Below are 21,279 nucleotides of genomic sequence, written 5' to 3'. Positions count from 1 at the left end.
GGGGAATTCGTACTTGTCCAGCAGTTCGCGCACTTCCATTTCGACGAGCTCAAGCAGTTCGGCGTCGTCCACCATGTCGCACTTGTTCAGGAACACGATGATGTAGGGCACGCCGACCTGGCGGGCCAGCAGGATGTGCTCACGGGTCTGGGGCATCGGGCCGTCGGCGGCCGAGCACACCAGGATGGCGCCGTCCATCTGGGCGGCACCGGTGATCATGTTCTTGACGTAGTCGGCGTGGCCGGGGCAGTCCACGTGGGCGTAGTGGCGGTTGGCCGTCTCGTATTCCACGTGTGCGGTGTTGATCGTGATGCCGCGGGCCTTTTCTTCGGGAGCCGCGTCGATCTGGTCGTAGGCCTTGGCTTGGCCGCCGAACTTGGAGGCCAGCACCGTCGTGATCGCTGCCGTCAGCGTCGTCTTGCCGTGGTCCACGTGACCGATCGTGCCAACGTTCACGTGCGGCTTGGTCCGCGTGAATTTCTCTTTTGCCATTTTTCGACTCCGAAAAAAATACGTTCCAACTAGCCAAGCGCCCGGCACTCCACATGGAGTGCCGGGAATCATGGTGCCCTTTGCGGGAATCGGACCCGCGACCTCTCCCTTACCAAGGGAGTGCTCTACCACTGAGCCAAAAGGGCGCTCAAACTTTCGCTGACGATCGATGCTGCTGGAGCGGGAGACGGGAATCGAACCCGCGTCATTAGCTTGGAAGGCTAGGGTTCTACCATTGAACTACTCCCGCCTTGCTTGCCTCGCCACCCCGGCGGGTGTCGGCCAACACTGCGCTTTCGCACACTCCAACTATCGATCGATCGCCAACCTGACTTCAAAAACTGCTGGTGGAGAGGGCTGGATTCGAACCAGCGTACTCGTAAGAGGGCAGATTTACAGTCTGCTGCCATTAACCACTCGGCCACCTCTCCAGCGAACTCAGGACTATAGCAGAACTTTTTGACTCTGCACATCCGCGGCGGCGGACAGGCGTAAATTTATTGCCTGGCCACGTTCGGCGAGCCAACGGCTCGCCTGGCCGAAGTGGCCGCAACCGATGAAGGGTACGGGGGGACGCAGCGCCGACAGCGGCGACGGATGGTTGGCCATCAGCACCAGCGCCTCGCGGCCTGCGGCACGGGCTTCGCGCTCGATCAGCGGCGCCTTGGCCTGGGCGTGGGCACCCCAAAGCAGATAGACGCAGGGCGAAGCCGTGGCCGCCACCCGGGCGATCAGCGCATCGGTCAGCGCCTCCCAGCCCTTTTTGGCGTGGCTGGCGGCCTGCCCTTCCTCCACCGTGAGGCTGGTGTTGAGCAGCAGCACGCCCTGCTCGGCCCAATCGGCCAGCGAGCCGCTGGCCGGCATGGGCAGGCCCATGTCGCGCTGCAACTCCTTGAAGATGTTGCGCAGCGAAGGCGGCAGCCGCACGCCGGGCGCGACCGAGAAGGCCAGCCCCTCGGCCTGGCCCGGGCCGTGGTAGGGGTCCTGACCCAGGATCACGGCGCGCACGCGCTCGGGCGGCGTGAGGCGCAGCGCGCGCAGCGGCTCGGGCGGGTAGATGACCGCGCCGGCGGCCTGGCGCGCGGCCAGGAAGTCCTGCAGCCGGCGGCCTTCGGAGCTCTGTACGAAGGCATCGACCACCGGCTGCCAGCCAGCCGCGACCGGGCCGAACACCGTCATGCGCCGAACAGCTGCGCCAGCGCCTCGCCCGGCTCAGGCGCGCGCATGAAGGCCTCGCCGACCAGGAAGGCATGCACGCCAGCCGAGCGCATGCGCTGCACGTCGGCGGGCGCGAGGATGCCGCTTTCGGTCACGAGCAGACGGTCCGCCGGTACGGCGGCCTGCAGGTCCAGCGTGGTCTGCAGCGAGACCTCGAAGGTGCGCAGGTTGCGGTTGTTGACGCCGATCAGCGGGGTCTGGAGCTTCAAGGCACGCGCCATCTCGGCCGCGTCGTGCACCTCCACAAGCACCGCCATGCCCAGGTGCCGGGCGATGGCCTCGAACTCGGCCATCTGCGCATCGTCCAGGATGGCGGCGATCAGCAGCACGCAGTCGGCCCCCATGGCCCGCGCCTCGTAGATCTGGTAGGCGTCGACCATGAAGTCCTTGCGCAGCACGGGCAGCTGGCAGGAGGCGCGCGCCTGCTTGAGGTAGTCCACGCTGCCCTGGAAGAACTGGCGGTCGGTCAGCACCGACAGGCAGGCTGCGCCGTGTTCGGCATAGCTCTGCGCGATGTCGGCGGGGATGAAGTCCTCGCGCAGCACGCCCTTGGAGGGGCTGGCCTTCTTGACCTCGGCGATCACGGCCGGTCTGCCGGCGGCGATCTTGGCGCGCAGTGCGCCGACGAAATCGCGCGTGAGCACGCGCGACTCGGCGTCCTCGCGGACGGCGGCCAGGGGCTTGCGGCCCTTGGCGAGAACCAGTTCCTCGTGCTTGACGGCAACGATCTTCTGCAGGATGTCGGACATGGCGGTCTCAGGCTGCGGCCAGCTCGCGCGTGAGCGCGGCGAACTGGGCCAGTTTGGATTGGGCGGCGCCCGAGGCGATGGCCTGGCGCGCTGCGGCGATGCCCTCGGCGATGGAGGCGCTCACATTGGCAGCGTACAGCGCCGCGCCGGCGTTCAGCACCACGATGTCGTAGGCCGGGCCGTGCTCGCCCTCGAGCACGCTGCGCAGGATCGCCTGCGACTGCTCGGGCGTCTCCACGCGCAGCGCGCGGTTGCTGACCATGGCCATGCCGAAGTCCTCGGGATGGATCTCGTATTCGCGCACCTCGCCGTCCTTGAGCTCGCCGACCAGCGTGGCCGCGCCCAGGCTGACCTCGTCCATGCCGTCCTTGCCGTAGACCACGAGCGCGTGCTCGGCGCCCAGGCGCTGCAGCGCGCGCACCTGGATCCCGACCAGATCGGGGTGGAACACGCCCATCAGGATGTTGGGCGCGGACGCCGGGTTGGTGAGCGGCCCCAGGATGTTGAAGATGGTGCGCACGCCCAGTTCCTTGCGCACGGGCGCTACGTTCTTCATGGCCGGATGGTGGTTGGGCGCGAACATGAAGCCGATGCCGACTTCGGCGATGCAGCGCGCAATCTGTTCGGGCGTGCGCTGGATGTCCACGCCCAGCGCCTCCAGCACGTCGGCACTGCCGGACTTGCTGGACACGCTGCGCCCGCCGTGCTTGCTGACCTTGGCGCCGGCCGCCGCCGCCACGAACATCGCGCAGGTCGAGATGTTGAAGGTGTGCGAGCCATCGCCGCCCGTGCCCACGATGTCGACCAGGTGGCGCGTGTCGGCCACCTGCACCTTGGTCGCGAACTCGCGCATGACCTGGGCAGCGGCCGTGATCTCGCCGATGGTTTCCTTCTTGACGCGCAGGCCCGTGATCAGCGCTGCCATCATCACGGGCGAGCATTCGCCGCGCATGATGAGCCGCATGATGTGCAGCATCTCGTCGTGGAAGATCTCGCGGTGTTCGATGGTGCGCTGCAGCGCTTCCTGGGGGGTGATCATGGGATTCTCCGAATGGGGGGTCTTCAGCGCGACGGGCTCTCGGCCCAGGCCAGCCGCAGGCCGAAGCCGATGAACAGCACGCCGGCCACGCGGTCCAGCCAGGCCAGGCCGCGCTGCACGCGGGCACGCCGCGCCATCCAGGCCGCGGCCAGCGCCCAGCCCACGTTGACCGGAATGGCGTTGAGGTTGAACAGCACGCCCAGGGCCACGAAGACCCAGGCCGCATCCGCCGTGCCCGGCGCGATGAACTGCGGCACGAAGGCCAGGAAGAACAAGGCCACCTTGGGGTTCAGCACATTGGTCCAGAAGCCGTCGAGGAACACGCGGCGCGGCGCCGCGGGTGCACCCAGGGGCCCAGCCTGCGCCTGGTCGAGCGGGCTGCCGCCAGAGCGCGCGAACAGCAGGCGCAAGCCGGTGTAGGCCAGGTAGGCCGCGCCGACCCACTTGAGCACGTTGAAGGCCGTGGCCGAGGCCGCCAGCAGCGCGCCCACGCCGACGGCCGCGGCCGCCACGTGCACGAAGCAGCCGGCCGTGATGCCCAGCCCGGCCAGGATGCCGGCACGGGCGCCGCCGCGCAGCGCGTGGCGCACGATGCACAGCACGTCGGGACCCGGCGTGAGGTTCAGCAGCCAGCCGGCCGCGACGAACAGCAGCAGATGGTGGAAGTCCGGCATGGCCGCCTCGTCATGCCTACGCGAAGTACGCGCGCACGGCCGCCACGGCGCGGTCCACGCCGGCCGCGTCCACGTCCAGATGGGTCACGAAACGCAGCTGGTACAGGCCCGTGGCCAGGACGCCGCGCTCGGCCAGGTAGGGCAGTAGCCCGCCGCCGCGTTCGCGCGCCGCACCGGTCAGCGTGGCAAACACGATGTTGCTGTGCGGCGCCTGCGGCTGCACGCCGTCGATGCCGGCCAGGCCCTCGGCCAGCCGGCGCGCCAGCGCATGGTCGTCGGCCAGGCGCGCGACATGGTGGTCCAGCGCATGCAGCGCCGCCGCGGCCAGCAGGCCGGCCTGGCGCATGCCGCCGCCGGCCATCTTGCGGATGCGGTGGGCCCGCGCAATGAATTCGCGCGAGCCGCACAGGGCCGAGCCCACGGGCGCGCCCAGGCCCTTGCTGAAGCAGACCGAGACGCTGTCGAAGCACTGCGCGATGCGCTTGGCCTCCAAGTAGGCGTCCGTCCCCTGCGCCGTGGCCGCGTTGAACAGCCGCGCGCCGTCCAGGTGCCGCGCCAGGCCCTTGTCGGCCGCCAGTTGCGTGGCGGCCTGCACGTAGTCGAACGGCAGCAGCTGCCCGCCCAGCGTGTTCTCGAGCGCCAGCAACCGCGTGCGCGCGAAATGCGCGTCGTCGGGCTTGATCGCCGCCTCGATCTCGGCCAGCGGCAAGGTGCCGTCGGCCGCGTGCGCAATGGGCTGGGGCTGCACGCTGCCCAGCACGGCGGCGCCCCCGGCCTCCCAGCGGTAGGCGTGCTGCATCTGGCCCACGATGTACTCGTCGCCGCGGCCGCAGTGCGCAAGGATCGCGCAGAGGTTGCTCTGCGTGCCGCTGGGCACGAACAGCGCCGCCTCGAAGCCCAGCAGGCCCGCGATGCGCTCCTGCAGCGCCTGCACCGTCGGGTCGTCACCGAACACGTCGTCGCCGAGCGGCGCGGCCCACATCGCCTCGCGCATGGCGGGCGTCGGCCGCGTGACCGTGTCGCTCCGCAGGTCGACGACAAAAGGTGCCCCCACGCTCCCCGCTGCGCGAGGTTCGCTGCCCCCCGAGGGGGCTGGCCCGCCTTGGGGCGGCCCGGCGGCGGGCCTCACCGCTGCTCCAGGAAGTTGCGCAGCATCGCGTGCCCATGCTCGGTCAGGATGGACTCGGGATGGAACTGCACGCCCTGGATCGGCAATTCCTTGTGCCGCACGCCCATGATCTCGCCGTCCTCGGTGCGGGCCGTCACGGCCAGCGCAGCCGGAAGCGTGTCGCGCGCGATGGCCAGCGAGTGGTAGCGGTTGACCGTGAAACGCTCGGGCAGGTCGGCGAACACGCCTTCGCGCGTGGTCGTGATCTCGCTGGTCTTGCCGTGCATGAGCTGCTGCGCCCGCACGATCTGGCCGCCGAAGGCCGCGCCGATGCTCTGGTGCCCCAGGCACACGCCCAGGATGGGCAGCTTGCCCGCGAAATGCCGGATCGCCTCGACCGAGATGCCGGCCTCGGCCGGCGAGCAGGGACCGGGCGAGATCACGAGCAGGTCGGGCGCGCGCGCGGCCACGCCCGCGATGTCGATCTCGTCGTTGCGGAACACCTCGACCTCGGCCCCCAGTTCACCGAAGTACTGCACCAGGTTGAAGGTGAAGCTGTCGTAGTTGTCGACCATCAAAAGCTTTTGTGCCATGGCGGTTTACTCCAGACCTTCTTCGACGAGTTCGCTGGCGCGCAGCAGCGCGCGCGCCTTGGCTTCGGTTTCCTTCCATTCCAGCTCGGGCACCGAATCGGCCACCACGCCGGCCGCGGCCTGCACGTGCAGGGTCTGGTCCTTGATCACGCCGGTGCGGATCGCGATGGCCACGTCCATGTCGCCCGCGTAGCTGATGTAGCCGCAGGCGCCGCCGTACAGGCCGCGCTTGGTCGGCTCCAGCTTGTCGATGAGTTCCATGGCATGCACCTTGGGCGCGCCGGTCAGCGTGCCGGCCGGGAAGGTGGCGCGCAGCACGTCCATGTTGGTCATGCCGTCCTTCAGGATGCCCTCGACGTTGCTGACGATGTGCATCACGTGGCTGTAGCGCTCCACGGCGAAGGCCTCTGTCACCTTCACCGTGCCGATCTTGGCGATGCGGCCGATGTCGTTGCGCGCCAGGTCGATCAGCATCACGTGCTCGGCCCGTTCCTTGGGGTCGTTCACGAGCTCGACCTCGGCCGCCTTGTCCTGCTCCAGCGAAGCGCCGCGTGGCCGCGTGCCGGCCAGCGGGCGGATCGTGACCTTCTGCTCGCCGGCCTCGGTGACCTCCTGGCGCACCAGGATCTCGGGCGAGGCGCCCACGACATGGTGGTCGCCCATGTCGTAGTAGTACATGTAGGGACTGGGATTCAGCGAGCGCAGCGCGCGGTACAGCGACAGCGGCGATTCGGTGTAGCGCTTGCTGATGCGCTGGCCCACCTGCACCTGCATGAAATCGCCCGCCGCGATGAGCTCCTTGGCCTCTTCCACGGCCTTGAGGTACGTCGCCTTGCCGAACGGCCGCTCGGCCGGGTGCGCCAGCGTGGGCAAGACCCGCGGCGCGCTCACGGAGTAGCGCAGCTTGTCCTTGAGCTCGCGCAGCCGGCGCTTGCCGTTGGCATAGGCCTCGGGCTGCTTGGGGTCCGCGTAGACGATCAGGTAGAGCTTGCCCGAGAGGTTGTCGATGACGGCCAGTTCCTCGCACTGCAGCAGCAGGATGTCGGGGCAGCCCAGCTGGTCGGGCGGGCAGCTGTTCTCGAGCTTCTTCTCCATGTAGCGCACCGCGTCGTAGCCGAAGTAGCCGGCCAGGCCGCCACAAAAGCGCGGCAGCCCCGGGCGCAGCGCGACCTTGAAACGCTTCTGGTAGGCCTCAATGAAGTCCAGCGGATTGCCTGCGGCGGCCTCGACCACCTGCCCGTCGGTCACGACCTCGGTGCGCGCTTGGGCGCCGAAGCCGCTCGCCCGCAGCAGCGTGCGCGCCGGCAGGCCGATGAAGCTGTAGCGGCCGAAGCGCTCGCCGCCCACCACGGATTCGAGCAGGAAGCTGAACTTGCCGCCGCCCTGGGAATGGGCGAGCTTGAGGTACAGCGAGAGCGGGGTTTCGAGGTCCGCGAAGGCCTCGACGATGAGGGGGATGCGGTTGTAGCCGTCCTTGGACAGGCTCTTGAATTCCAGTTCAGTGATCACAGCGTGCTTTCGAAGTTCACGCCGGGCGCTTGTGGAGGGTGGGCGTCCCGGCGGCAGCGGGGTGCTGCCTTCGTATCCAAAAGCCCTTGCGCGGGAGGGAGGGAGGCGCGAAGAGCACGGGCGCACGGCGATGCGCCGTGCAATCAGGTGCGGCTTGTCGTTGGCTTACGCCAGGGCCAGGCTCCCCGGCCTGCGCCTGATGTCTTGGTGCTGTGAGCGGACATGGGCGGCGAGTGTAGCAAAGAGACGCGAAGCGCTGCCGCTTGGCGGCTGTTCGCGACCAGTTGGCGGCTGATGTTGACCAGCCCAGGGCCGGCACCCACAATCGTTTCAACCCAGTAACGGGTCCAGGGGAATATTTGTCATGAGCACGGTACAAAAAGAGGTCGACGAGCGCACCAACCTCACGACGAGCAACAAATTCGAGCTGCTGCTCTTCCGCTTGGGCGTGACGCCCAATTCCGAGCACCGCGAGCTATTCGGCATCAACGTGTTCAAGGTCCGCGAGATCATGGTCATGCCGACCGTGACGGCCGTGGCCAACTCCACCGCCCACATGATGGGCGTGACCAACATCCGCGGCCAGGTGATCCCGGTCATCAACCTGCCGGCCGCCGTGGGCTGCGTGCCGCAGACCGGCCTGAACATCCTTCTCGTGACCGAGTACGCACGCACCACCCAGGCCTTCGCGGTCGAGGAAGTCGACGAGATCGTGCGGCTGGACTGGAACCAGGTGCTCTCGGCCGAGGCCAACACCTCGGCCGGCGGGCTGATCACGAGCATCGCCCGGCTGGACGGCGACGTGCACAACACCCGGCTGGCCCAGGTGCTGGACGTGGAGCAGATCCTGCGCACGGTGATGCCGCCGGCCGGACCTGAGATCACCGAGGAAAGCGTGGGTGCGCGGGTGAGCCTACCGCCGGGCAGCGTGATCCTGGCGGCCGACGACTCGCTGATCGCGCGTTCGCTGATCGAGAAGGGCCTGTCGACGCTGGGCACGCCCTTCGTCATGACCAAGTCGGGCCGCGAGGCCTGGGACAAGCTGCAGGACCTGGCCGGCAAGGCCGAGGCCGAGGGCAGGCCGGTCTCCTCCAAGGTGGCCATGGTGCTGACCGACCTCGAAATGCCGGAGATGGACGGCTTCACGCTCACGCGCAAGATCAAGCAGGATCCGCGCTTTCGCTCGATCCCGGTGGTGATCCATTCCTCGCTGTCCGGCACCACCAACGAAAGCCATGTGAAGACGGTGGGCGCCGATGCCTACGTCGGCAAGTTCGTCATCGAGGAACTGGCCGACACCATCCGCAAGATGCTGCGGATGGCCAAGATGGTGGCCTGATCAGGCCGGCACGCCGTCGGCCAGCGGCCGGTCCCAGTGCCGGTGGCGGGCGATGGCATCGATGAAGGCCTTGGCCGTCTCGGGCGCCCGCTCCGCCCCGCCGGGTCCGATGACCACGCCCGGATGCCGGGCCAGCGCCTGCGCATCGGCGCGCGCGTCCAGTCCCAGCCAGCGCAGCAACGCCGCGCCCTGCCCCAGCACGCAGACCGCCTTGGCGTGCTTGTAGGCCTGCAGCACGAAGTGGTGGGCGGCACCCAGGCCGTCCAGCGCCTGCGCGGCGCGCTCGCCGCCGGCCACCAGAACCGCGTCGAACAGCACCGAGGGCATGGTCGTCAGTGCATGGTCCACGGCGAACTGCCGACCGCCTTCGGTCGCCACGGGGCTCAGCTGGGGGGCCAGCACCAGGCAATGCGCGCCCGCCTCCTGCAGCGCCTGCAGCACCGGGCGCAGGCCCTGGACCTCCACGCCGTCGGCCACCAGCACGGCCACCTTGCGCGTGGCCAGTGGATGCGAACCCGAAGGCGGCTGGCTCGCCATGCGCAGCGCGGCCGATTCCTCGATGGGCAGCTTGCCGCGCACCTCGCGGAAACCGGCGCGGCCGGCCGCTGCGCGCGGATCGGGTGTGAGGCCCAGGCCGGACGCCACCTTGCGCGCGAGCATCGCGTCCACATGCGCCAGGTTGTCCACCATGCGCTGGCGCACCTCGGGATGTTCGACCTTGCCGAGCTCGAAGCGGAAGGCGGCCACGATGTGCTCCTTCTCGGCCGGCCCCTGGCTGTGCCAGAACAGCGCGGCCTGCGAGAAATGGTCGTCGAACGAGGGACTGCGCTGGCGGATGCGCGGCGTGCCGGTGGCGGCCTGGAACTCCTGGAAGCCCTGGGGCCCACCGTCGACGCGGAACTCCGTGCCGGCCTGGCCCAGCGTGTTGGGCTCGTACGCGGCGCGGCCGCGGTGGACGGCCATGCGGTGCATGCCGTCGCGCTGAAAGTTGTGAAAGGGGCAGACGCCGCGGTTGATCGGGATCTCGTGGAAGTTCGGCCCGCCCAGGCGCGAGAGCTGGGTGTCGGTGTAGGAGAACAGCCGGCCCTGCAGCAGCGGGTCGTTGGAGAAATCGATGCCCGGCACGATGTGGCCCGGGTGGAAGGCCACTTGCTCGGTCTCGGCGAAGAAGTTGTCGGGGTTGCGGTCCAGCACCAGCTTGCCCACGCGCTGCACCGGCACCATCTCCTCGGGCACCAGCTTGGTCGGATCCAGGATGTCGAAGCCGAGCTGGTCGGCCTTGCCCTCGTCGATGATCTGCAGGCCCAGCTCCCATTCGGGAAACTCGCCGCGCTCGATGGCTTCCCAGAGGTCGCGCCGGTGGAAGTCGGGATCGGTGCCGGCGATCTTCTGCGCCTCGTCCCAGGCCAGGCCGTGCACGCCCAACTTCGGCTTCCAGTGGAACTTGACGAACACCGCATCGCCGCCCGCGTTCACGAGCCGGAAGGTGTGCACGCCGAAGCCCTCCATCATGCGGTAGCTGCGCGGGATGGCGCGGTCGCTCATGGCCCACATCAGCATGTGGGTGGTCTCGGGCATCAGCGAGGCGAAGTCCCAGAAGGTGTCGTGCGCGCTGGCGGCCTGCGGCATCTCGTGGTGCGGCTCGGGCTTGACGGCATGGATCAGGTCCGGAAACTTCATCGCGTCCTGCACGAAGAACACCGGCATGTTGTTGCCCACGAGGTCGTAGTTGCCCTCGGAGGTGTAGAACTTCACGGCGAAGCCGCGCACGTCGCGCACCGTGTCGGCCGAGCCGCGCGAGCCGGCCACGGTGGAAAAGCGCACGAACACCGGCGTGCGCTGCTCCGGGTCCTGCAGGAAGGCCGCGCGCGTATAGGTCGCGAGAGAACGGTACAGCTGGAAGTAGCCGTGCGCGCCGGCGCCGCGCGCGTGGACCACGCGCTCGGGAATGCGCTCGTGGTCGAAGTGCGTGATCTTCTCGCGCAGGATGAAATCTTCGAGCAGCGTGGGCCCGCGCACGCCGGCCTTGAGCGAATTGTGGTTGTCCGAGAGCCGCAGTCCCTGGTTGGTCGTGAGGCCGGTGGCCGCCGTGGCCTCGGCCGCGGCGAAGGTCTGCATCTGCTGCTGCTTGGGGCTGGTGCCGGCCCGCGGCGCCTTGGCACCGGCTGCGTCCTTGCGCGCCATCGCTTCAGGCGTCCACGCAGCAGGCGATGGCGCGGCCCACGGCCACCAATGCCAGCACGCCCACGATGCCCGCGACAGCCCAAACGACGATGTCCATGACCTGATCCCCTCTTTGTGCGCAATGACGATGCGCACAAGGCTAAGCGGGCGCCGGGCTACCCCTGGTAGTTGCCCGCTTCAGCGCGCTGTGGGACCAGCCTGCGAATGCCGGTAGGAGGCCAACTACAGCAAGGCAGCGGCTTCGGCCAGCGAGTCGACCCAGCCGTCGGCATCGACCGCGCGCACCGGCTGGCCGTGGTTGTAGCCGTAGCTGACCAGCACCACGGGGCAACCCGCCGCGCGCGCGGCCTGGGCGTCGTTGCTGGAGTCGCCCAGCATCAGCGTGCGTCCAGGCGGGCTGCCCAGGGCCTCGCAGGTGCGCAGCAAGGGCAGCGGGTCGGGCTTTTTGCGGGCGAAGGCATCGCCGCCGAAGACCTGCGCGAAGAAGCCGTCCAGCCCCTTGTCACGCAGCAGCGCGCGCGCGAAATCGGTGGGCTTGTTGGTCAGGCAGGCCAGTGCCAGGCCACGCGCCTGCAGCGCGCGCAGGCCTTCGACCACGCCCGGGTACACCTGCGAATGGCGGCCATTCACCTGCGGGTAGTGGCGCTGGTAGCTGGCCCAGGCGGCGTCGTACAGCCCCGGGTCGGCCTGCACCCGGGCCAGCACGCTGCGGATCAGGTGCTCCGAGCCCTTGCCCACCATCTCGGCCACGGCGGCGGCCGGCACCGCGGGCAGGGACAGGTCGGCCAGCATGCGGTCCAGCGCCGCGCTGAAGTCGCCGAGCGTGTCGACCATGGTGCCGTCCAGGTCGACGATGGCGGCCTGCAACGGCGCCTGGAGGGCGAAAGCGGATGGCGTGGAACGGACGGGCAGCATGCAGATCCTCGGGCGGTGCAGCCCCCGATTGTGTCCGGCCGGGTCAGCCGGGCTTGAGCTGCCGGTAGACCTCTTCGGAGACTTCCATGAGCGCGGCCCGGTCGGCATCGGCCGAGATCGCGTAGCCGAAGCCGTTTTCGACCCAGTAGAACACCTTGACCGCGCCGTCTTGGCCGAAGCGGAAGGCGGTGTCGGCGCCCGCCACCTCGCGCGTCACGTACAGGGTCAGGCGCCGGCCGTCCTCCGCGCCGTACATGAACTGCGCCACCGGGCCTTTCTCGCCCGGCAGCAGCCGGCCACCGATCAATGCGTAGCCCAGCGGCGCCAGCGCCGGCGCGCGCACCTCGGCGCCCATGCGGCGGGTCAGCCAGGCCACCAGGGCCTGCTCCTGGTCGGCGCCGACTTCCACCGGACGCCGCTTGTCGGGGCTGTAGACCGCGTGCGCGATGGCGGCGCGCTGCGCGAAACCGGTCAGCGCGGGGGTGCCGGCCAGCGTCCGCGCCGCACCGGCCTCGACCATGCCGCGCAGCGACCAGGCGGCACCCGCGCTGACGGCGGCGATCAGCACGCCCGCGGCCAGGCTGCGCCAGGCCACGGCCGTGCGCGCCGGCCGCGTGGACAGCCGCAGCGGCACGGGCTCCGCATGCACCGGGTCCAGCAGGCCGCGCAGCAAGGCGTTCTGCTCTTGCCAGGCGCGCACGCGGGCGTCCTGCGCGGGGTGCTCAGCCAGGAACTGCTCCACCTGCGCCAGCCGCGCGGGCGCGAGCTGGCCGTCGGCATAGGCATGCAGGTCGGCTTCGGTGATGGGCGCAGGCTGGCCCGTGCCGACGCTCTGGAGTCGGGGATCGTCCATGGTCATTTCACGCGTCGGATCCGCTCGGCCGGCTGGCCCGCGCGGGCCGGATCCGGCCCCCGCAGTTCTTCCTGCAGCCGCGCGCGGGCGCGCGACAGCCGCGACATCACCGTGCCCAGCGGCACGCCGGTGGCGCTGGCCACCTCCTGATAGCTCAGCTCCTCCACCGCGACCAGCAGCAGCACCTCGCGCTGCTCGGGCGGCAGGCGCTGCAGCACGCGCTCGAGGTCGCGCAGCTCCAGCGCATCGGTCTGCTGCGGGCGCTGCGGCTGCTCGGGCAGCGCGTCGCCGACACTGTCCTCGGGCCGGCTGCGCTGGGCGCGCAGGCGGTCGACGAACTGGTTGTGCATGATGCCGAACAGCCAGGCCCGGACCTCGCCCTGCCGGCGCCACAGCGCCCAGCGCGAGCAGGCACGCTCCAGCGTGTCCTGCACCAGGTCGTCGGCCCGGTCGCGCTCGCCCACCAGCGCCCGCGCATAGCGGCGCAGGCTGGGGATGCTGGCCACGATCTCGGCTTCGTCCTGGGAGCGCATGGCGCCCGAGTGTCGGCGGTTCGGCCCTTACTTGACGATGTGCCAGATGTCCTTGAAGTTGTCGCCCGTCGCATCCCCGGCCTTCTTGTCGGCCGCATAGGTGTAGACCGGCTTGCCCTTGTAGGCCCACTGCTTGGCGCCGTCGTCGCGCGTGACCACGCTCAGGTCGCCGGCAGGCTTGGCGTCGGCATCGGCCAGCGCCGGCGGCCACAGCGTGGCGCAGGGGCCGTTGCACACGCTCTTGCCGCTGCCGGCCTGGTCCTTGTCGAAGGTGTAGAGCGTCATGCCGGCGGCGTTGACGAGCATGCCGCCGGCCATCTTGGGCGCGGGCTCGGCCTGGGCCGGCAGCGTGAAGGCGGCGGCGAGTGCCAGGGCGAGCGTGGAAGCGAAGCGGGTGTGCATGGTGGCGGTCTTTCGCAGGGGTGGAGGAACACCGGCATGGACGGATGGCAGGACGCATTTATTCCGCCGCCCATCCAAAAATGGGCAGGTGCAGCCCGGCGGCGCACAAGCTGTGACAGCTCCGGCCGGCCCGGCCATGTAGACTGCGCGGTTTTTTCGAATCCGTCGGCATGGTGCAAGCGTCACGGCACACAGGCACGCCCGACTCGGCACTGGTCCGTCTGCTGGCCCGCCTGGCCGGGTCGGACGTGCGCGACTCCCCGCAGGGCTTTGCAGACCGCCTGGGCCTGTGGCTCCGGTGGACCGATGCCATGCCCTTGTTCACGGCCCTGAAGGACGCGCCCGCACCGCGGCCCGCCAGCGGCGACCCGGCCAAGGCGGCCGCTGGGCTGCAGACCATCGCCGGTGCCGCAGCACGGCTGCGCAGCGCGCTGGCGCGTGCCATCGCCGAGGAAACGGCGGCGGCCACGGTGGAGTTCCGCGCCCCACCGGTGCCGCTGCCCGGCGAGGTCAAGGAGGCCACACCCGGCTTTCCGCCCTACCGGCGTTGCGTGCTGGCCCGCCAGTCGGCCATGGCCGCAGCCATCGCGCCTTTGCGCGGGCGCCTGCGCATGGCCTTGTCGGCGCGCTCGCCCGCGCTGGCCCGGCTGGCCACGGTGGACACGGTGCTGGAGCAGGTCATCGGCAACCAGGAGCACCGGCTGCTGGCCGGCATTCCCAAGGTGCTGGAAAAGCGCTTCCGGCAGCTGCGCGATGCCAGCGGCGAAGACGCCGTGGAAGATTGGCCCACCGTGTTCCAGCACGAAGTGCAGAGCGTGCTGCTGGCCGAACTGGATCTTCGATGGCAACCGATCGAAGGGCTCTTGAAGACCCTTCGTACCCCTACCTGAGCTGAGAAGCAAGCAAGTCCCATGAACCGAGTTCTCCACCACGCCGTCCTGCTCGCGGGCCTGGCCTGCATCGCCTGGGTCGGTGCCGGCTACGCCGGCAGCAGTCACTTGCTGGCCCTGGCCGTCACGGCGCTGATCGCCGCCTTCTTCGTGTTCGGCGCCCTGGAACTGCGGCGCTTCCGCCAGGCCACCGACCAGCTGTCCGCCGTGCTGGCCGACAGCGGTACGCCGCCTGCGGCGCTGGGCCCTTGGCTGGAGCGCCTGCCGGCCGCGCTGCGCCACCCCGTGCGCCTGCGCATCGAAGGCCAGCGCGTGGCCCTGCCCGGCCCGGTGCTGACCCCTTACCTCGCGGGTTTCCTCGTGCTGCTGGGCATGCTGGGCACCTTCCTGGGCATGGTTGTCACGCTGCGCGGCACCGGTATGGCGCTGCAGGGCGCGACCGACCTGGCCAGCGTGCGCGCGGCCCTGGCCGCACCGGTGAGCGGCCTGGGCGTGGCCTTCGGCACCTCGCTGGCCGGCGTGGCAGCTTCGGCCACGCTGGGCCTGGCGGCAGCCCTGGCGCGGCGCGAGCGCTTCGCCGCCAGCCAGTGGCTCGACCAGCTGACCGGCACCACGCTGCGCGCGTTCTCCGAAGCCCAGCGCCGCGACGATTCCTTCCAGCTGCTGCGCCAGCAGGCCGAGGCCATGCCGGCGCTGGTCGACAAGCTGCACACGCTGGTGCAGGGCATGGAGCGCCAGAGCCAGCAATTGCACGAACGCCTGCTGGCCGACCAGCAGAGCTTCCACAGCCGCACCGAGGCCGCCTACACGGGCCTGGCCGGCGCGGTGGACCGCTCGCTCAAGGACAGCCTGGCGGAGAGCGCGCGCCTGGCCGGTGCCGCGATCCAGCCCGCGGTGGAGGCCACCATGGCCGGCGTGGCGCGCGAAGCCGCGGCCCTGCACGCAGGCGCGGCCCAGGGCGTGCAGCAGCAGCTCGAGCAAGTCGCGCAGCGCTTCGCCGCGAGCGCTGAAGGCGTGTCGCGCGCCTGGACCGAGGCCCTGGCCGAGCAGCGCGCGGCCCAGGCCCAGCTGTCCGGTGGCCTGCAGGCCGGCCTGGACGGCTTCACCCAGGGCTTCGCGCAGCGCTCGGCGGCGCTGGTGGAGCAGGTTTCCGAACAACTCGCGCGCACCACGGCTGCCCTGGAGCAGCGCTGGCAGGACAGCCTGGCCCGGCACGCCCAGGCCAACGACAGCCTGGCCAGCGACACGCAGGCCGCCCTGGCCGGCAGCACGGCGCTGTTCGCGCAGCACACGGCTGCGCTGCTGCAGACCGTGGAGCAGGCCCATGCCCAGCTGCAGCAGCAGGTGGACCAGCGCGACGCCGCGCGTCTGGCCGCCTGGACCGAGGCCCTGGCCCGGCACGAGCAGGCCACCCAGGCCCTGGCCGGTGACACGCAGCAGGCCCTGGCCGGCACCGCCGCGCAGTTCGCGCAGCACACGGCCACGCTGCTGCAGACCGTGGAACAGGCCCATGCCCGGCTGCAGCAGCAGGTCGATGCGCGCGACGCGCAGCGCCTGGCCGCGTGGACCGAGGCCCTGGGCGCACACGAGCGCGCCACCCAGGCCCTGGCCAGCGACACGCAACAGGCCCTGGCCAGCACGGCGGCCGGCTTCGACACGCATGCCGCGGCGCTGCAACAGGGCGTGGCCCAGGCCCATGCCGAGCTGCTGGCCCAGGCTGCCGCGCGCAACGCGGAGCAGGCCACGGCCTGGAGCGAGGCACTGGCCCGGCACGAGGCCGCGCAGCAGGCCCTGGCCAACCAGACCCGCGCGGCCATGGAGGGGGCCGCCAGCGGCTTCGTCGAACAGGTCGCCACGCTGCAGCAGCAGGTGGCCGAGCGCGATGCCGAACGCCTGGCGGCCTGGACCGCCGCCCTGGCCCAGCACGAACGCAGCACCCAGGCCCACGGCCAGGAGACGCGCCAGGCCCTGGCCAGCGCGGCCGACGGCTTCTCGCACCACGCGGCCGTGCTGCAGGCCACCGTGGCCCAGGCCCATGCCGAACTACAGGCCCAGGCCAGCGCACGCGATGCCGAGCGCCTGGCCAACTGGAACGCCACGCTGGCGGGCATGACCGAGCAGCTGGCGGCCCAGTGGCACGAGGCCAGCGACCACGCCCTGGCCCAGCAGCAGCGCATCTGCGCCGCACTGGCCGAGACCGCCCAGGCCATGGGCGAGCGGGCCGAGGCCCAGGCCAGCGCCACCGTGACCGAGATCGGCCGCCTGGTCGATGCGGCGGCGCAGGCGCCGCGTGCGGCCGCCGAAGTCATCGCCGAGCTGCGCGACAAGCTGACCGACAGCATGGCCCGCGACAACGCCATGCTGGACGAACGCGCCCGCGTGCTGGACACGCTGCGCACCTTGCTGGACGCCGTGAACCACGCTTCCAGCGAACAGCGCGCCGCCATCGACGCACTGGTCTCGGGCTCTGCCGAACTGCTGGAACGCGCGGGCGAGCGCTTTGCCGCCCAGGTCGAGCAACAGGGCAGCCGCCTGGCCGAATCCGCCGCCCAGCTGGGTGCAGGCGCGGCCGAGGTCGCCAGCCTCGGCGAAGCCTTCGGCGCCGCCGTGCAGGTGTTCAGCGCCTCCAACGCCGAGCTCGGCGCGCACCTGCAGCAGGTCGACGAGACGCTGGCCAAGTCCATCGCGCGCAGCGACGAGCAGCTGGCCTACTACGTGGCCCAGGCGCGCGAGGTCATCGACCTCTCGCTGCTGTCGCAAAAGCAGATCGTGGAAGACCTGCAGCGGCTGGCCCATGAGCGCAGCGCGCAGGCCGTCGAAGCATGACCGCCGAAGAACTCGACGACGGCCTGGGCCACGACGGAGCCGTGCCGGTCTGGACCGCCTTCGCCGACCTCATGGCCGGCCTGCTCGGTGCCTTCGTGCTGATCCTGGTCGGCGTGATCGGCATGCAGCTGGAACTGGACACGCGGCTCAAGACCGAACTGGCGCGCAGCCAGGCCCAGGCGCAGAAGCTGCAGACGCTGGAGCAGGCGCTGTCGGGCCCGCTCGCGGCCGGCCGCGTGACGCTGACGGACGGCCGCATCGGCATCAGCGGCAGCGTGCTGTTCGCGTTCAACTCCAACGAACTGCAGCCCGAGGGCCGGCAACTGCTGCAAAGCCTGGCCGGCCCGCTGGCCACCTATCTGCAGCAGCGCGAGGAGATCCTGATGGTCAGCGGCTTCACCGACGACCGCCAGGTGCGTGCGAGCAACCGCCAGTTCGCGGACAACTGGGAGCTCTCGGCGCAGCGCGCGCTGACCGTCACGCGCACGCTGATCGAGGAAGGCATTCCCGCATCGGCCGTGTTCGCCGCGGCCTTCGGTTCCGAACAGGCCGTGGCCTCCAATGCCGATGCCGAGGGCCGCGCGCGCAACCGCCGCGTGGAGATCGCGCCCACGCCCCGGCCGGCCCGCACCGACAGCAAGCCACGTGGCTGAGCAGCCTGCCAGCACCGCCACCGACCCGCTGCACGCGCACCTCGTCGCGGCGCCGGCGCGGCGCGTGGCCTCGCGCACAGGTGCCGACCGCGCGCTGCTGGACGCGCGCCTGGCGGCCCTGCAGGCCCAGGCCCGGCCCGCAGCGCCCGCGCCTGCGCGCAGCCCCGCCGCGCCAGGCCCGCTGGCCGACCTGCTGCAGGCGCTGCGCCCGCCCGCCACACCCAAGGGTCCGCGCGCGGGCCAGGCCGCCGAGCCGGAACTGCTGCAGTTCTTCCGCAGCACCTGGGCCCGGCTGCATGCCGAACAGCGCTTGAAGCATGCGCTGGCCGACGCCCCCGAGAACCCCGGCCCGCTGAACTCCGAACACCTCGTGCACCAGGCGCTGCAGCTCATGCGCGGCTGCGCGCCGGACTACCTGCGGCACTTCATGGCCCAGGTCGACGCGCTGGCCTGGCTGGAGGATTTGCAGGCCGAGGCCGCGAGCGCCGGCAAACCGGCGCCCAAGGCCGGCAAGACGCCGGCGAAGAAGGTCGCCAGGAAGACGGCGCGCGCCAGGCGCACCTAGGAGCGCGGGCGGCAGAAATCCGGCCCCGCGTGTGGCCTGCAAGGGGGCGCAGGCTAGGCGCCGGACGAAGCGCAGGCTGGCCGCCTGCGCGAGGACGGCAACGACGCATGCGCCCCCTTGCAGGCCACACCCTTCGGGCCGGGGCGATTGGCAGCGCTATCCTTCGTTGCCGGCTCGTTGTGTGGCAGGCCACACGGCCTCGCCGGCGCCTCGGTTGGCACCGCCACTCGCCCCGGCGCGGGGCCGGATTTCTGCCGCCCGCGCTCCTAGGGTCATTGCACATGGTGCGTGCCGCGGGCGGCGGCCAGAATCGGACTCCCAAGCACCTGTCCGAAGCAGCACAACATGCCAAGCACCACCTTCGCCCCCATGCCCAATGCCGAGGGCTATTTCGGCCCCTACGGCGGCCAGCTCGTGCCCCCGCACCTCAAGCAGGCCATGGACGACATCGCCAGCGCCTACGCCCAGATCACGCAGCGCGAGGACTTCCAGCAGGAACTGGCGCAGCTGTTCGCTGACTACGTGGGCCGGCCCAGCCCGATCTTCCATGCACGGCGGCTGTCGGCACAGCTGGGCGGCGCGCAGATCCACCTGAAGCGCGAAGACCTCAACCACACCGGCGCGCACAAGATCAACCACTGCCTGGGCGAGGCGCTGCTGGCCCGCTTCATGGGCAAAAAGAAGGTCATCGCCGAGACCGGCGCGGGCCAGCACGGCGTGGCCCTGGCCACGGCCTGCGCGCTGGTCGGCATCCCCTGCGAGATCCACATGGGCCAGGTGGACATCGAGAAGGAACACCCCAACGTGACCAAGATGCGCATCCTGGGCTGCAAGCTGGTCGCGGTCACGCGCGGCGCGGCCACGCTCAAGGAGGCGGTGGACAGCGCGTTCGAGGAGTACCTCCACAACCCGACCGACTACCTCTACGCGATCGGCTCGGTGGTGGGGCCGCACCCGTTCCCGATGATGGTGCGCGACTTCCAGTCCATCGTCGGGCGCGAGGCGCGCGCCCAGTTCCTGGAGAAGCACGGCCGGCTGCCCGACCATGTGGCGGCCTGCGTGGGCGGCGGCTCCAACGCCATGGGCATCTTCACGGCCTTCCTCGACGACGCGTCCGTGCATCTGGTCGGCGTGGAGCCCTCGGGCGAAGGCACGGACAAGCCAGGCCGCCACGCCGCCACGCTGACCATGGGCAAGCCCGGCGCCATCCACGGCATGGCCTGCTACGTGCTGGAGAACGCCGACGGCGAGCCGGCCGCCGTGCACTCCATCGCCTCGGGCCTGGACTACCCGGGCGTGGGCCCGCAGCACAGCTACTTGAAGGACATCGGCCGCGTGGACTACCAGGCCGCCAGCGATGCGGAATGCCTGGAGGCCTTCATGGCGCTGTCGCGCGTGGAGGGCATCATCCCGGCGCTGGAGAGTGCGCACGCCGTGGCCTGGGCCATGCGCACGGCGCCGGGCCTGCCGGCCGACCAGCACATCCTCGTCAACCTGTCCGGCCGCGGCGACAAGGACGCCGACTTCGTGGCGCAGCGCCTGGGCCTTTGAGCCTCACAAGGGGCGCGGCGGCGCCGGCACGGGCTCAGCCCGCCAGCGCCGCGCGCATCTTGTCGATCACGCCCTTGTAATCTTTCTGGCCGAAGATGGCGCTGCCGGCCACGAAGGTGTCGGCACCGGCGGCGGCCACGCGCGCGATGTTGTCGGCCTTGATGCCGCCGTCCACTTCCAGCCGGATGTCCTTGCCGATGGCGTCGATGCGCTTGCGCACGAGTTCGGTCTTGCGCAGTGCGCTGTCGATGAAGGCCTGGCCGCCGAAACCGGGGTTCACGCTCATGATCAGCACCAGGTCCAGGTCTTCCAGCACCCAGTCCAGCACGTCCAGCGGGGCGGCCGGGTTGAACACCACGCCGGCCTTGCAGCCGGCCGCGCGGATCGCCTGCACGCTGCGGTGCACGTGGGTGCTCGCATCGGGGTGGAAGCTGATCAGGTCGGCGCCGGCCTCGGCAAAGGCGGCGGCGAGCGCATCGACGGGCTGCACCATCAGGTGCACGTCGATCGGCACGGGGGTGCCGTCGGCCTTCCTGGACAAGGGCTTGAGCGCCTTGCAGATCATGGGGCCGAAGGTCAGGTTGGGCACGTAATGGTTGTCCATCACGTCGAAGTGGATCCAGTCGGCGCCGGCGGCGATGACGTTGGTGACCTCCTCGCCGAGCCGCGTGAAATCGGCGGACAGCAGGGAGGGGGCGATGCGGTAAGTGGGGCGGCTCATGGCCGCGCATTTTCGCCGAGCCGGGTTTTGCGCGTCCGGCGCGGACGGGCAGGTAGGATGCCGGCCATGCCAAAGTACCAGTTCACGGCGGAGGCCCAGCCGCATTACCTGCCGGACCAGTCCTCGCCCGAGCAGGCCGTCTACAGCTTCGCGTACCAGATCACGGTCCACAACCGCGGCGACGTGCCCGCGCAGCTGATCTCGCGCCACTGGATCATCACCGACGGCCATGGCCACACCGAGGAGGTCAAGGGCCTGGGTGTGGTCGGCCAGCAGCCGCTGCTGCGGCCCGGCGAATCCTTCCAGTACACGAGTGGATGCCGGCTGCACACGCCCACCGGCTCGATGCGCGGCAGCTACTTCTGCGTGGCCGAGGACGGCACGCGCTTCGAGGTCGAGATCCCGGCCTTCATCCTCGACGCCGACACGGGCGGCAACGGCGGCGCACGGGTGCTGCATTGACCC

21 protein-coding genes and 3 tRNA genes are annotated in these 21,279 nt (G+C 70.4%); 7 read left to right on the top strand and 17 right to left on the bottom strand.

All coding sequences use genetic code 11. From position 1 onward, the window contains the following. The 11 genes from IE209_RS31100 to trpE form a co-directional block, all read right to left on the bottom strand. Positions 1–492: GTP-binding protein (locus tag IE209_RS31100; RefSeq protein WP_189690733.1), on the bottom strand; the 492-nt coding region annotated here is incomplete at its 3' end. A gap of 71 nt (positions 493–563) precedes the next feature. After that, positions 564–638, bottom strand: a tRNA-Thr gene (locus tag IE209_RS31095). 30 nt (positions 639–668) lie between these two features. After that, positions 669–742: transfer RNA gene (locus tag IE209_RS31090), tRNA-Gly, on the bottom strand. A 95-nt stretch (positions 743–837) separates the two neighbouring features. After that, positions 838–923 (bottom strand) — tRNA-Tyr (locus tag IE209_RS31085). 13 nt (positions 924–936) lie between these two features. Continuing rightward, positions 937–1,671, bottom strand: coding sequence for a uracil-DNA glycosylase (locus tag IE209_RS31080; RefSeq protein WP_189690732.1), 735 nt, complete (start codon positions 1,669–1,671; stop codon positions 937–939). Next, on the bottom strand, positions 1,668–2,459 hold the full coding sequence (trpC, locus tag IE209_RS31075; protein ID WP_189690731.1) for an indole-3-glycerol phosphate synthase TrpC: 792 nt from the start codon (positions 2,457–2,459) through the stop codon (positions 1,668–1,670). Before trpC ends, IE209_RS31080 begins: the two co-directional genes overlap by 4 nt. 7 nt (positions 2,460–2,466) lie before the next feature. Further along, positions 2,467–3,498: an anthranilate phosphoribosyltransferase gene (gene trpD, locus IE209_RS31070; RefSeq protein ID WP_189690730.1), complete on the bottom strand. Its 1,032-nt coding sequence runs from the start codon at positions 3,496–3,498 to the stop codon at positions 2,467–2,469. 23 nt (positions 3,499–3,521) lie between these two features. Then, positions 3,522–4,172, bottom strand: a complete 651-nt coding sequence (locus tag IE209_RS31065; protein ID WP_189690729.1) for a LysE family translocator — start codon at positions 4,170–4,172, stop codon at positions 3,522–3,524. A 16-nt stretch (positions 4,173–4,188) separates the two neighbouring features. Continuing rightward, positions 4,189–5,226 (bottom strand): low-specificity L-threonine aldolase, encoded by a 1,038-nt coding sequence (gene ltaE, locus IE209_RS31060; RefSeq protein ID WP_268245985.1) that lies wholly within the window; start codon positions 5,224–5,226, stop codon positions 4,189–4,191. 71 nt (positions 5,227–5,297) lie between these two features. Beyond that, the gene (locus tag IE209_RS31055; protein WP_229883148.1) at positions 5,298–5,873 is read right to left on the bottom strand and encodes an anthranilate synthase component II; all 576 of its coding nucleotides are present in this window, start codon (positions 5,871–5,873) and stop codon (positions 5,298–5,300) included. A 6-nt stretch (positions 5,874–5,879) separates the two neighbouring features. Beyond that, complete coding sequence (gene trpE / locus IE209_RS31050) at positions 5,880–7,382, bottom strand: anthranilate synthase component I (RefSeq protein ID WP_189690728.1); 1,503 nt, start codon at positions 7,380–7,382, stop codon at positions 5,880–5,882. Positions 7,383–7,746: 364 nt separating this feature from the next. Between trpE and IE209_RS31045 the strand changes: the two genes are divergently transcribed. After that, the gene (locus IE209_RS31045; protein WP_189690727.1) at positions 7,747–8,721 is read left to right on the top strand and encodes a chemotaxis protein; all 975 of its coding nucleotides are present in this window, start codon (positions 7,747–7,749) and stop codon (positions 8,719–8,721) included. Here the strand turns inward: IE209_RS31045 and IE209_RS31040 are convergent, their stop codons facing one another. The 5 genes from IE209_RS31040 to IE209_RS31020 form a co-directional block, all read right to left on the bottom strand. Next, positions 8,722–10,905: a catalase gene (locus tag IE209_RS31040; RefSeq protein WP_189690726.1), complete on the bottom strand. Its 2,184-nt coding sequence runs from the start codon at positions 10,903–10,905 to the stop codon at positions 8,722–8,724. A gap of 222 nt (positions 10,906–11,127) precedes the next feature. Then, positions 11,128–11,820, bottom strand: coding sequence for a phosphoglycolate phosphatase (gene gph / locus IE209_RS31035; protein WP_189690725.1), 693 nt, complete (start codon positions 11,818–11,820; stop codon positions 11,128–11,130). Between the two features lie 43 nt (positions 11,821–11,863). Continuing rightward, positions 11,864–12,673 carry an anti-sigma factor family protein gene (locus tag IE209_RS31030; protein WP_189690724.1) on the bottom strand — a complete coding sequence of 270 codons (810 nt, stop codon included), beginning with the start codon at positions 12,671–12,673 and terminating at the stop codon, positions 11,864–11,866. Between the two features lie 2 nt (positions 12,674–12,675). After that, positions 12,676–13,206 (bottom strand): RNA polymerase sigma factor, encoded by a 531-nt coding sequence (locus IE209_RS31025; RefSeq protein WP_189690723.1) that lies wholly within the window; start codon positions 13,204–13,206, stop codon positions 12,676–12,678. A gap of 27 nt (positions 13,207–13,233) precedes the next feature. Continuing rightward, positions 13,234–13,608: a COG4315 family predicted lipoprotein gene (locus IE209_RS31020; RefSeq protein ID WP_189690722.1), complete on the bottom strand. Its 375-nt coding sequence runs from the start codon at positions 13,606–13,608 to the stop codon at positions 13,234–13,236. Positions 13,609–13,778: 170 nt separating this feature from the next. Between IE209_RS31020 and IE209_RS31015 the strand changes: the two genes are divergently transcribed. The 5 genes from IE209_RS31015 to trpB all read left to right on the top strand — a co-directional run bounded on the left by IE209_RS31015 (position 13,779) and on the right by trpB (position 20,093). Further along, positions 13,779–14,498 (top strand): DUF3348 family protein, encoded by a 720-nt coding sequence (locus tag IE209_RS31015; protein ID WP_189690721.1) that lies wholly within the window; start codon positions 13,779–13,781, stop codon positions 14,496–14,498. Between the two features lie 21 nt (positions 14,499–14,519). Continuing rightward, complete coding sequence (locus IE209_RS31010) at positions 14,520–17,324, top strand: DUF802 domain-containing protein (RefSeq protein WP_189690720.1); 2,805 nt, start codon at positions 14,520–14,522, stop codon at positions 17,322–17,324. Next, positions 17,321–17,977, top strand: coding sequence for an OmpA family protein (locus IE209_RS31005; protein WP_189690719.1), 657 nt, complete (start codon positions 17,321–17,323; stop codon positions 17,975–17,977). Before IE209_RS31010 ends, IE209_RS31005 begins: the two co-directional genes overlap by 4 nt. Continuing rightward, positions 17,970–18,542 carry a DUF2894 domain-containing protein gene (locus tag IE209_RS31000; protein ID WP_189690718.1) on the top strand — a complete coding sequence of 191 codons (573 nt, stop codon included), beginning with the start codon at positions 17,970–17,972 and terminating at the stop codon, positions 18,540–18,542. Before IE209_RS31005 ends, IE209_RS31000 begins: the two co-directional genes overlap by 8 nt. A gap of 345 nt (positions 18,543–18,887) precedes the next feature. After that, the gene (trpB, locus tag IE209_RS30995) at positions 18,888–20,093 is read left to right on the top strand and encodes a tryptophan synthase subunit beta (protein WP_189690717.1); all 1,206 of its coding nucleotides are present in this window, start codon (positions 18,888–18,890) and stop codon (positions 20,091–20,093) included. Between the two features lie 34 nt (positions 20,094–20,127). On the opposite strand, the gene rpe is transcribed toward trpB, so the two are convergent. Further along, entirely contained in the window at positions 20,128–20,814 is a 687-nt protein-coding gene (rpe, locus tag IE209_RS30990) for a ribulose-phosphate 3-epimerase (protein ID WP_189690716.1), read from the bottom strand. 66 nt (positions 20,815–20,880) lie between these two features. Between rpe and apaG the strand changes: the two genes are divergently transcribed. After that, positions 20,881–21,276, top strand: coding sequence for a Co2+/Mg2+ efflux facilitator ApaG/CorD (apaG, locus tag IE209_RS30985; protein WP_189690715.1), 396 nt, complete (start codon positions 20,881–20,883; stop codon positions 21,274–21,276). Positions 21,277–21,279 lie beyond the last annotated feature (3 nt).

This window comes from Pseudorhodoferax aquiterrae (genome assembly GCF_014652235.1).
Taxonomy (GTDB): Bacteria; Pseudomonadota; Gammaproteobacteria; order Burkholderiales; family Burkholderiaceae_C; genus Pseudorhodoferax; species Pseudorhodoferax aquiterrae.
Note: the sequence above shows the minus strand (reverse complement) of the source record. Positions and strands in the feature narration are given on the sequence as shown.

Excerpts from the sequence above, each read along its gene's own strand:
- trpB (WP_189690717.1), top strand. The coding sequence starts at position 18,888 with ATGCCAAGCACCACCTTCGCCCCCATGCCCAATGCCGAGGGCTATTTC.
- trpC (WP_189690731.1), bottom strand. The coding sequence starts at position 2,459 with ATGTCCGACATCCTGCAGAAGATCGTTGCCGTCAAGCACGAGGAACTG.
- IE209_RS31025 (WP_189690723.1), bottom strand. The coding sequence starts at position 13,206 with ATGCGCTCCCAGGACGAAGCCGAGATCGTGGCCAGCATCCCCAGCCTG.
- IE209_RS31040 (WP_189690726.1), bottom strand. The coding sequence starts at position 10,905 with ATGGCGCGCAAGGACGCAGCCGGTGCCAAGGCGCCGCGGGCCGGCACC.
- IE209_RS31015 (WP_189690721.1), top strand. The coding sequence starts at position 13,779 with ATGGTGCAAGCGTCACGGCACACAGGCACGCCCGACTCGGCACTGGTC.
- IE209_RS31055 (WP_229883148.1), bottom strand. The coding sequence starts at position 5,873 with ATGGCACAAAAGCTTTTGATGGTCGACAACTACGACAGCTTCACCTTC.
- rpe (WP_189690716.1), bottom strand. The coding sequence starts at position 20,814 with ATGAGCCGCCCCACTTACCGCATCGCCCCCTCCCTGCTGTCCGCCGAT.
- IE209_RS31010 (WP_189690720.1), top strand. The coding sequence starts at position 14,520 with ATGAACCGAGTTCTCCACCACGCCGTCCTGCTCGCGGGCCTGGCCTGC.
- apaG (WP_189690715.1), top strand. The coding sequence starts at position 20,881 with ATGCCAAAGTACCAGTTCACGGCGGAGGCCCAGCCGCATTACCTGCCG.
- IE209_RS31045 (WP_189690727.1), top strand. The coding sequence starts at position 7,747 with ATGAGCACGGTACAAAAAGAGGTCGACGAGCGCACCAACCTCACGACG.
- IE209_RS31080 (WP_189690732.1), bottom strand. The coding sequence starts at position 1,671 with ATGACGGTGTTCGGCCCGGTCGCGGCTGGCTGGCAGCCGGTGGTCGAT.
- trpD (WP_189690730.1), bottom strand. The coding sequence starts at position 3,498 with ATGATCACCCCCCAGGAAGCGCTGCAGCGCACCATCGAACACCGCGAG.
- IE209_RS31030 (WP_189690724.1), bottom strand. The coding sequence starts at position 12,673 with ATGGACGATCCCCGACTCCAGAGCGTCGGCACGGGCCAGCCTGCGCCC.
- IE209_RS31065 (WP_189690729.1), bottom strand. The coding sequence starts at position 4,172 with ATGCCGGACTTCCACCATCTGCTGCTGTTCGTCGCGGCCGGCTGGCTG.
- gph (WP_189690725.1), bottom strand. The coding sequence starts at position 11,820 with ATGCTGCCCGTCCGTTCCACGCCATCCGCTTTCGCCCTCCAGGCGCCG.
- IE209_RS31020 (WP_189690722.1), bottom strand. The coding sequence starts at position 13,608 with ATGCACACCCGCTTCGCTTCCACGCTCGCCCTGGCACTCGCCGCCGCC.
- IE209_RS31005 (WP_189690719.1), top strand. The coding sequence starts at position 17,321 with ATGACCGCCGAAGAACTCGACGACGGCCTGGGCCACGACGGAGCCGTG.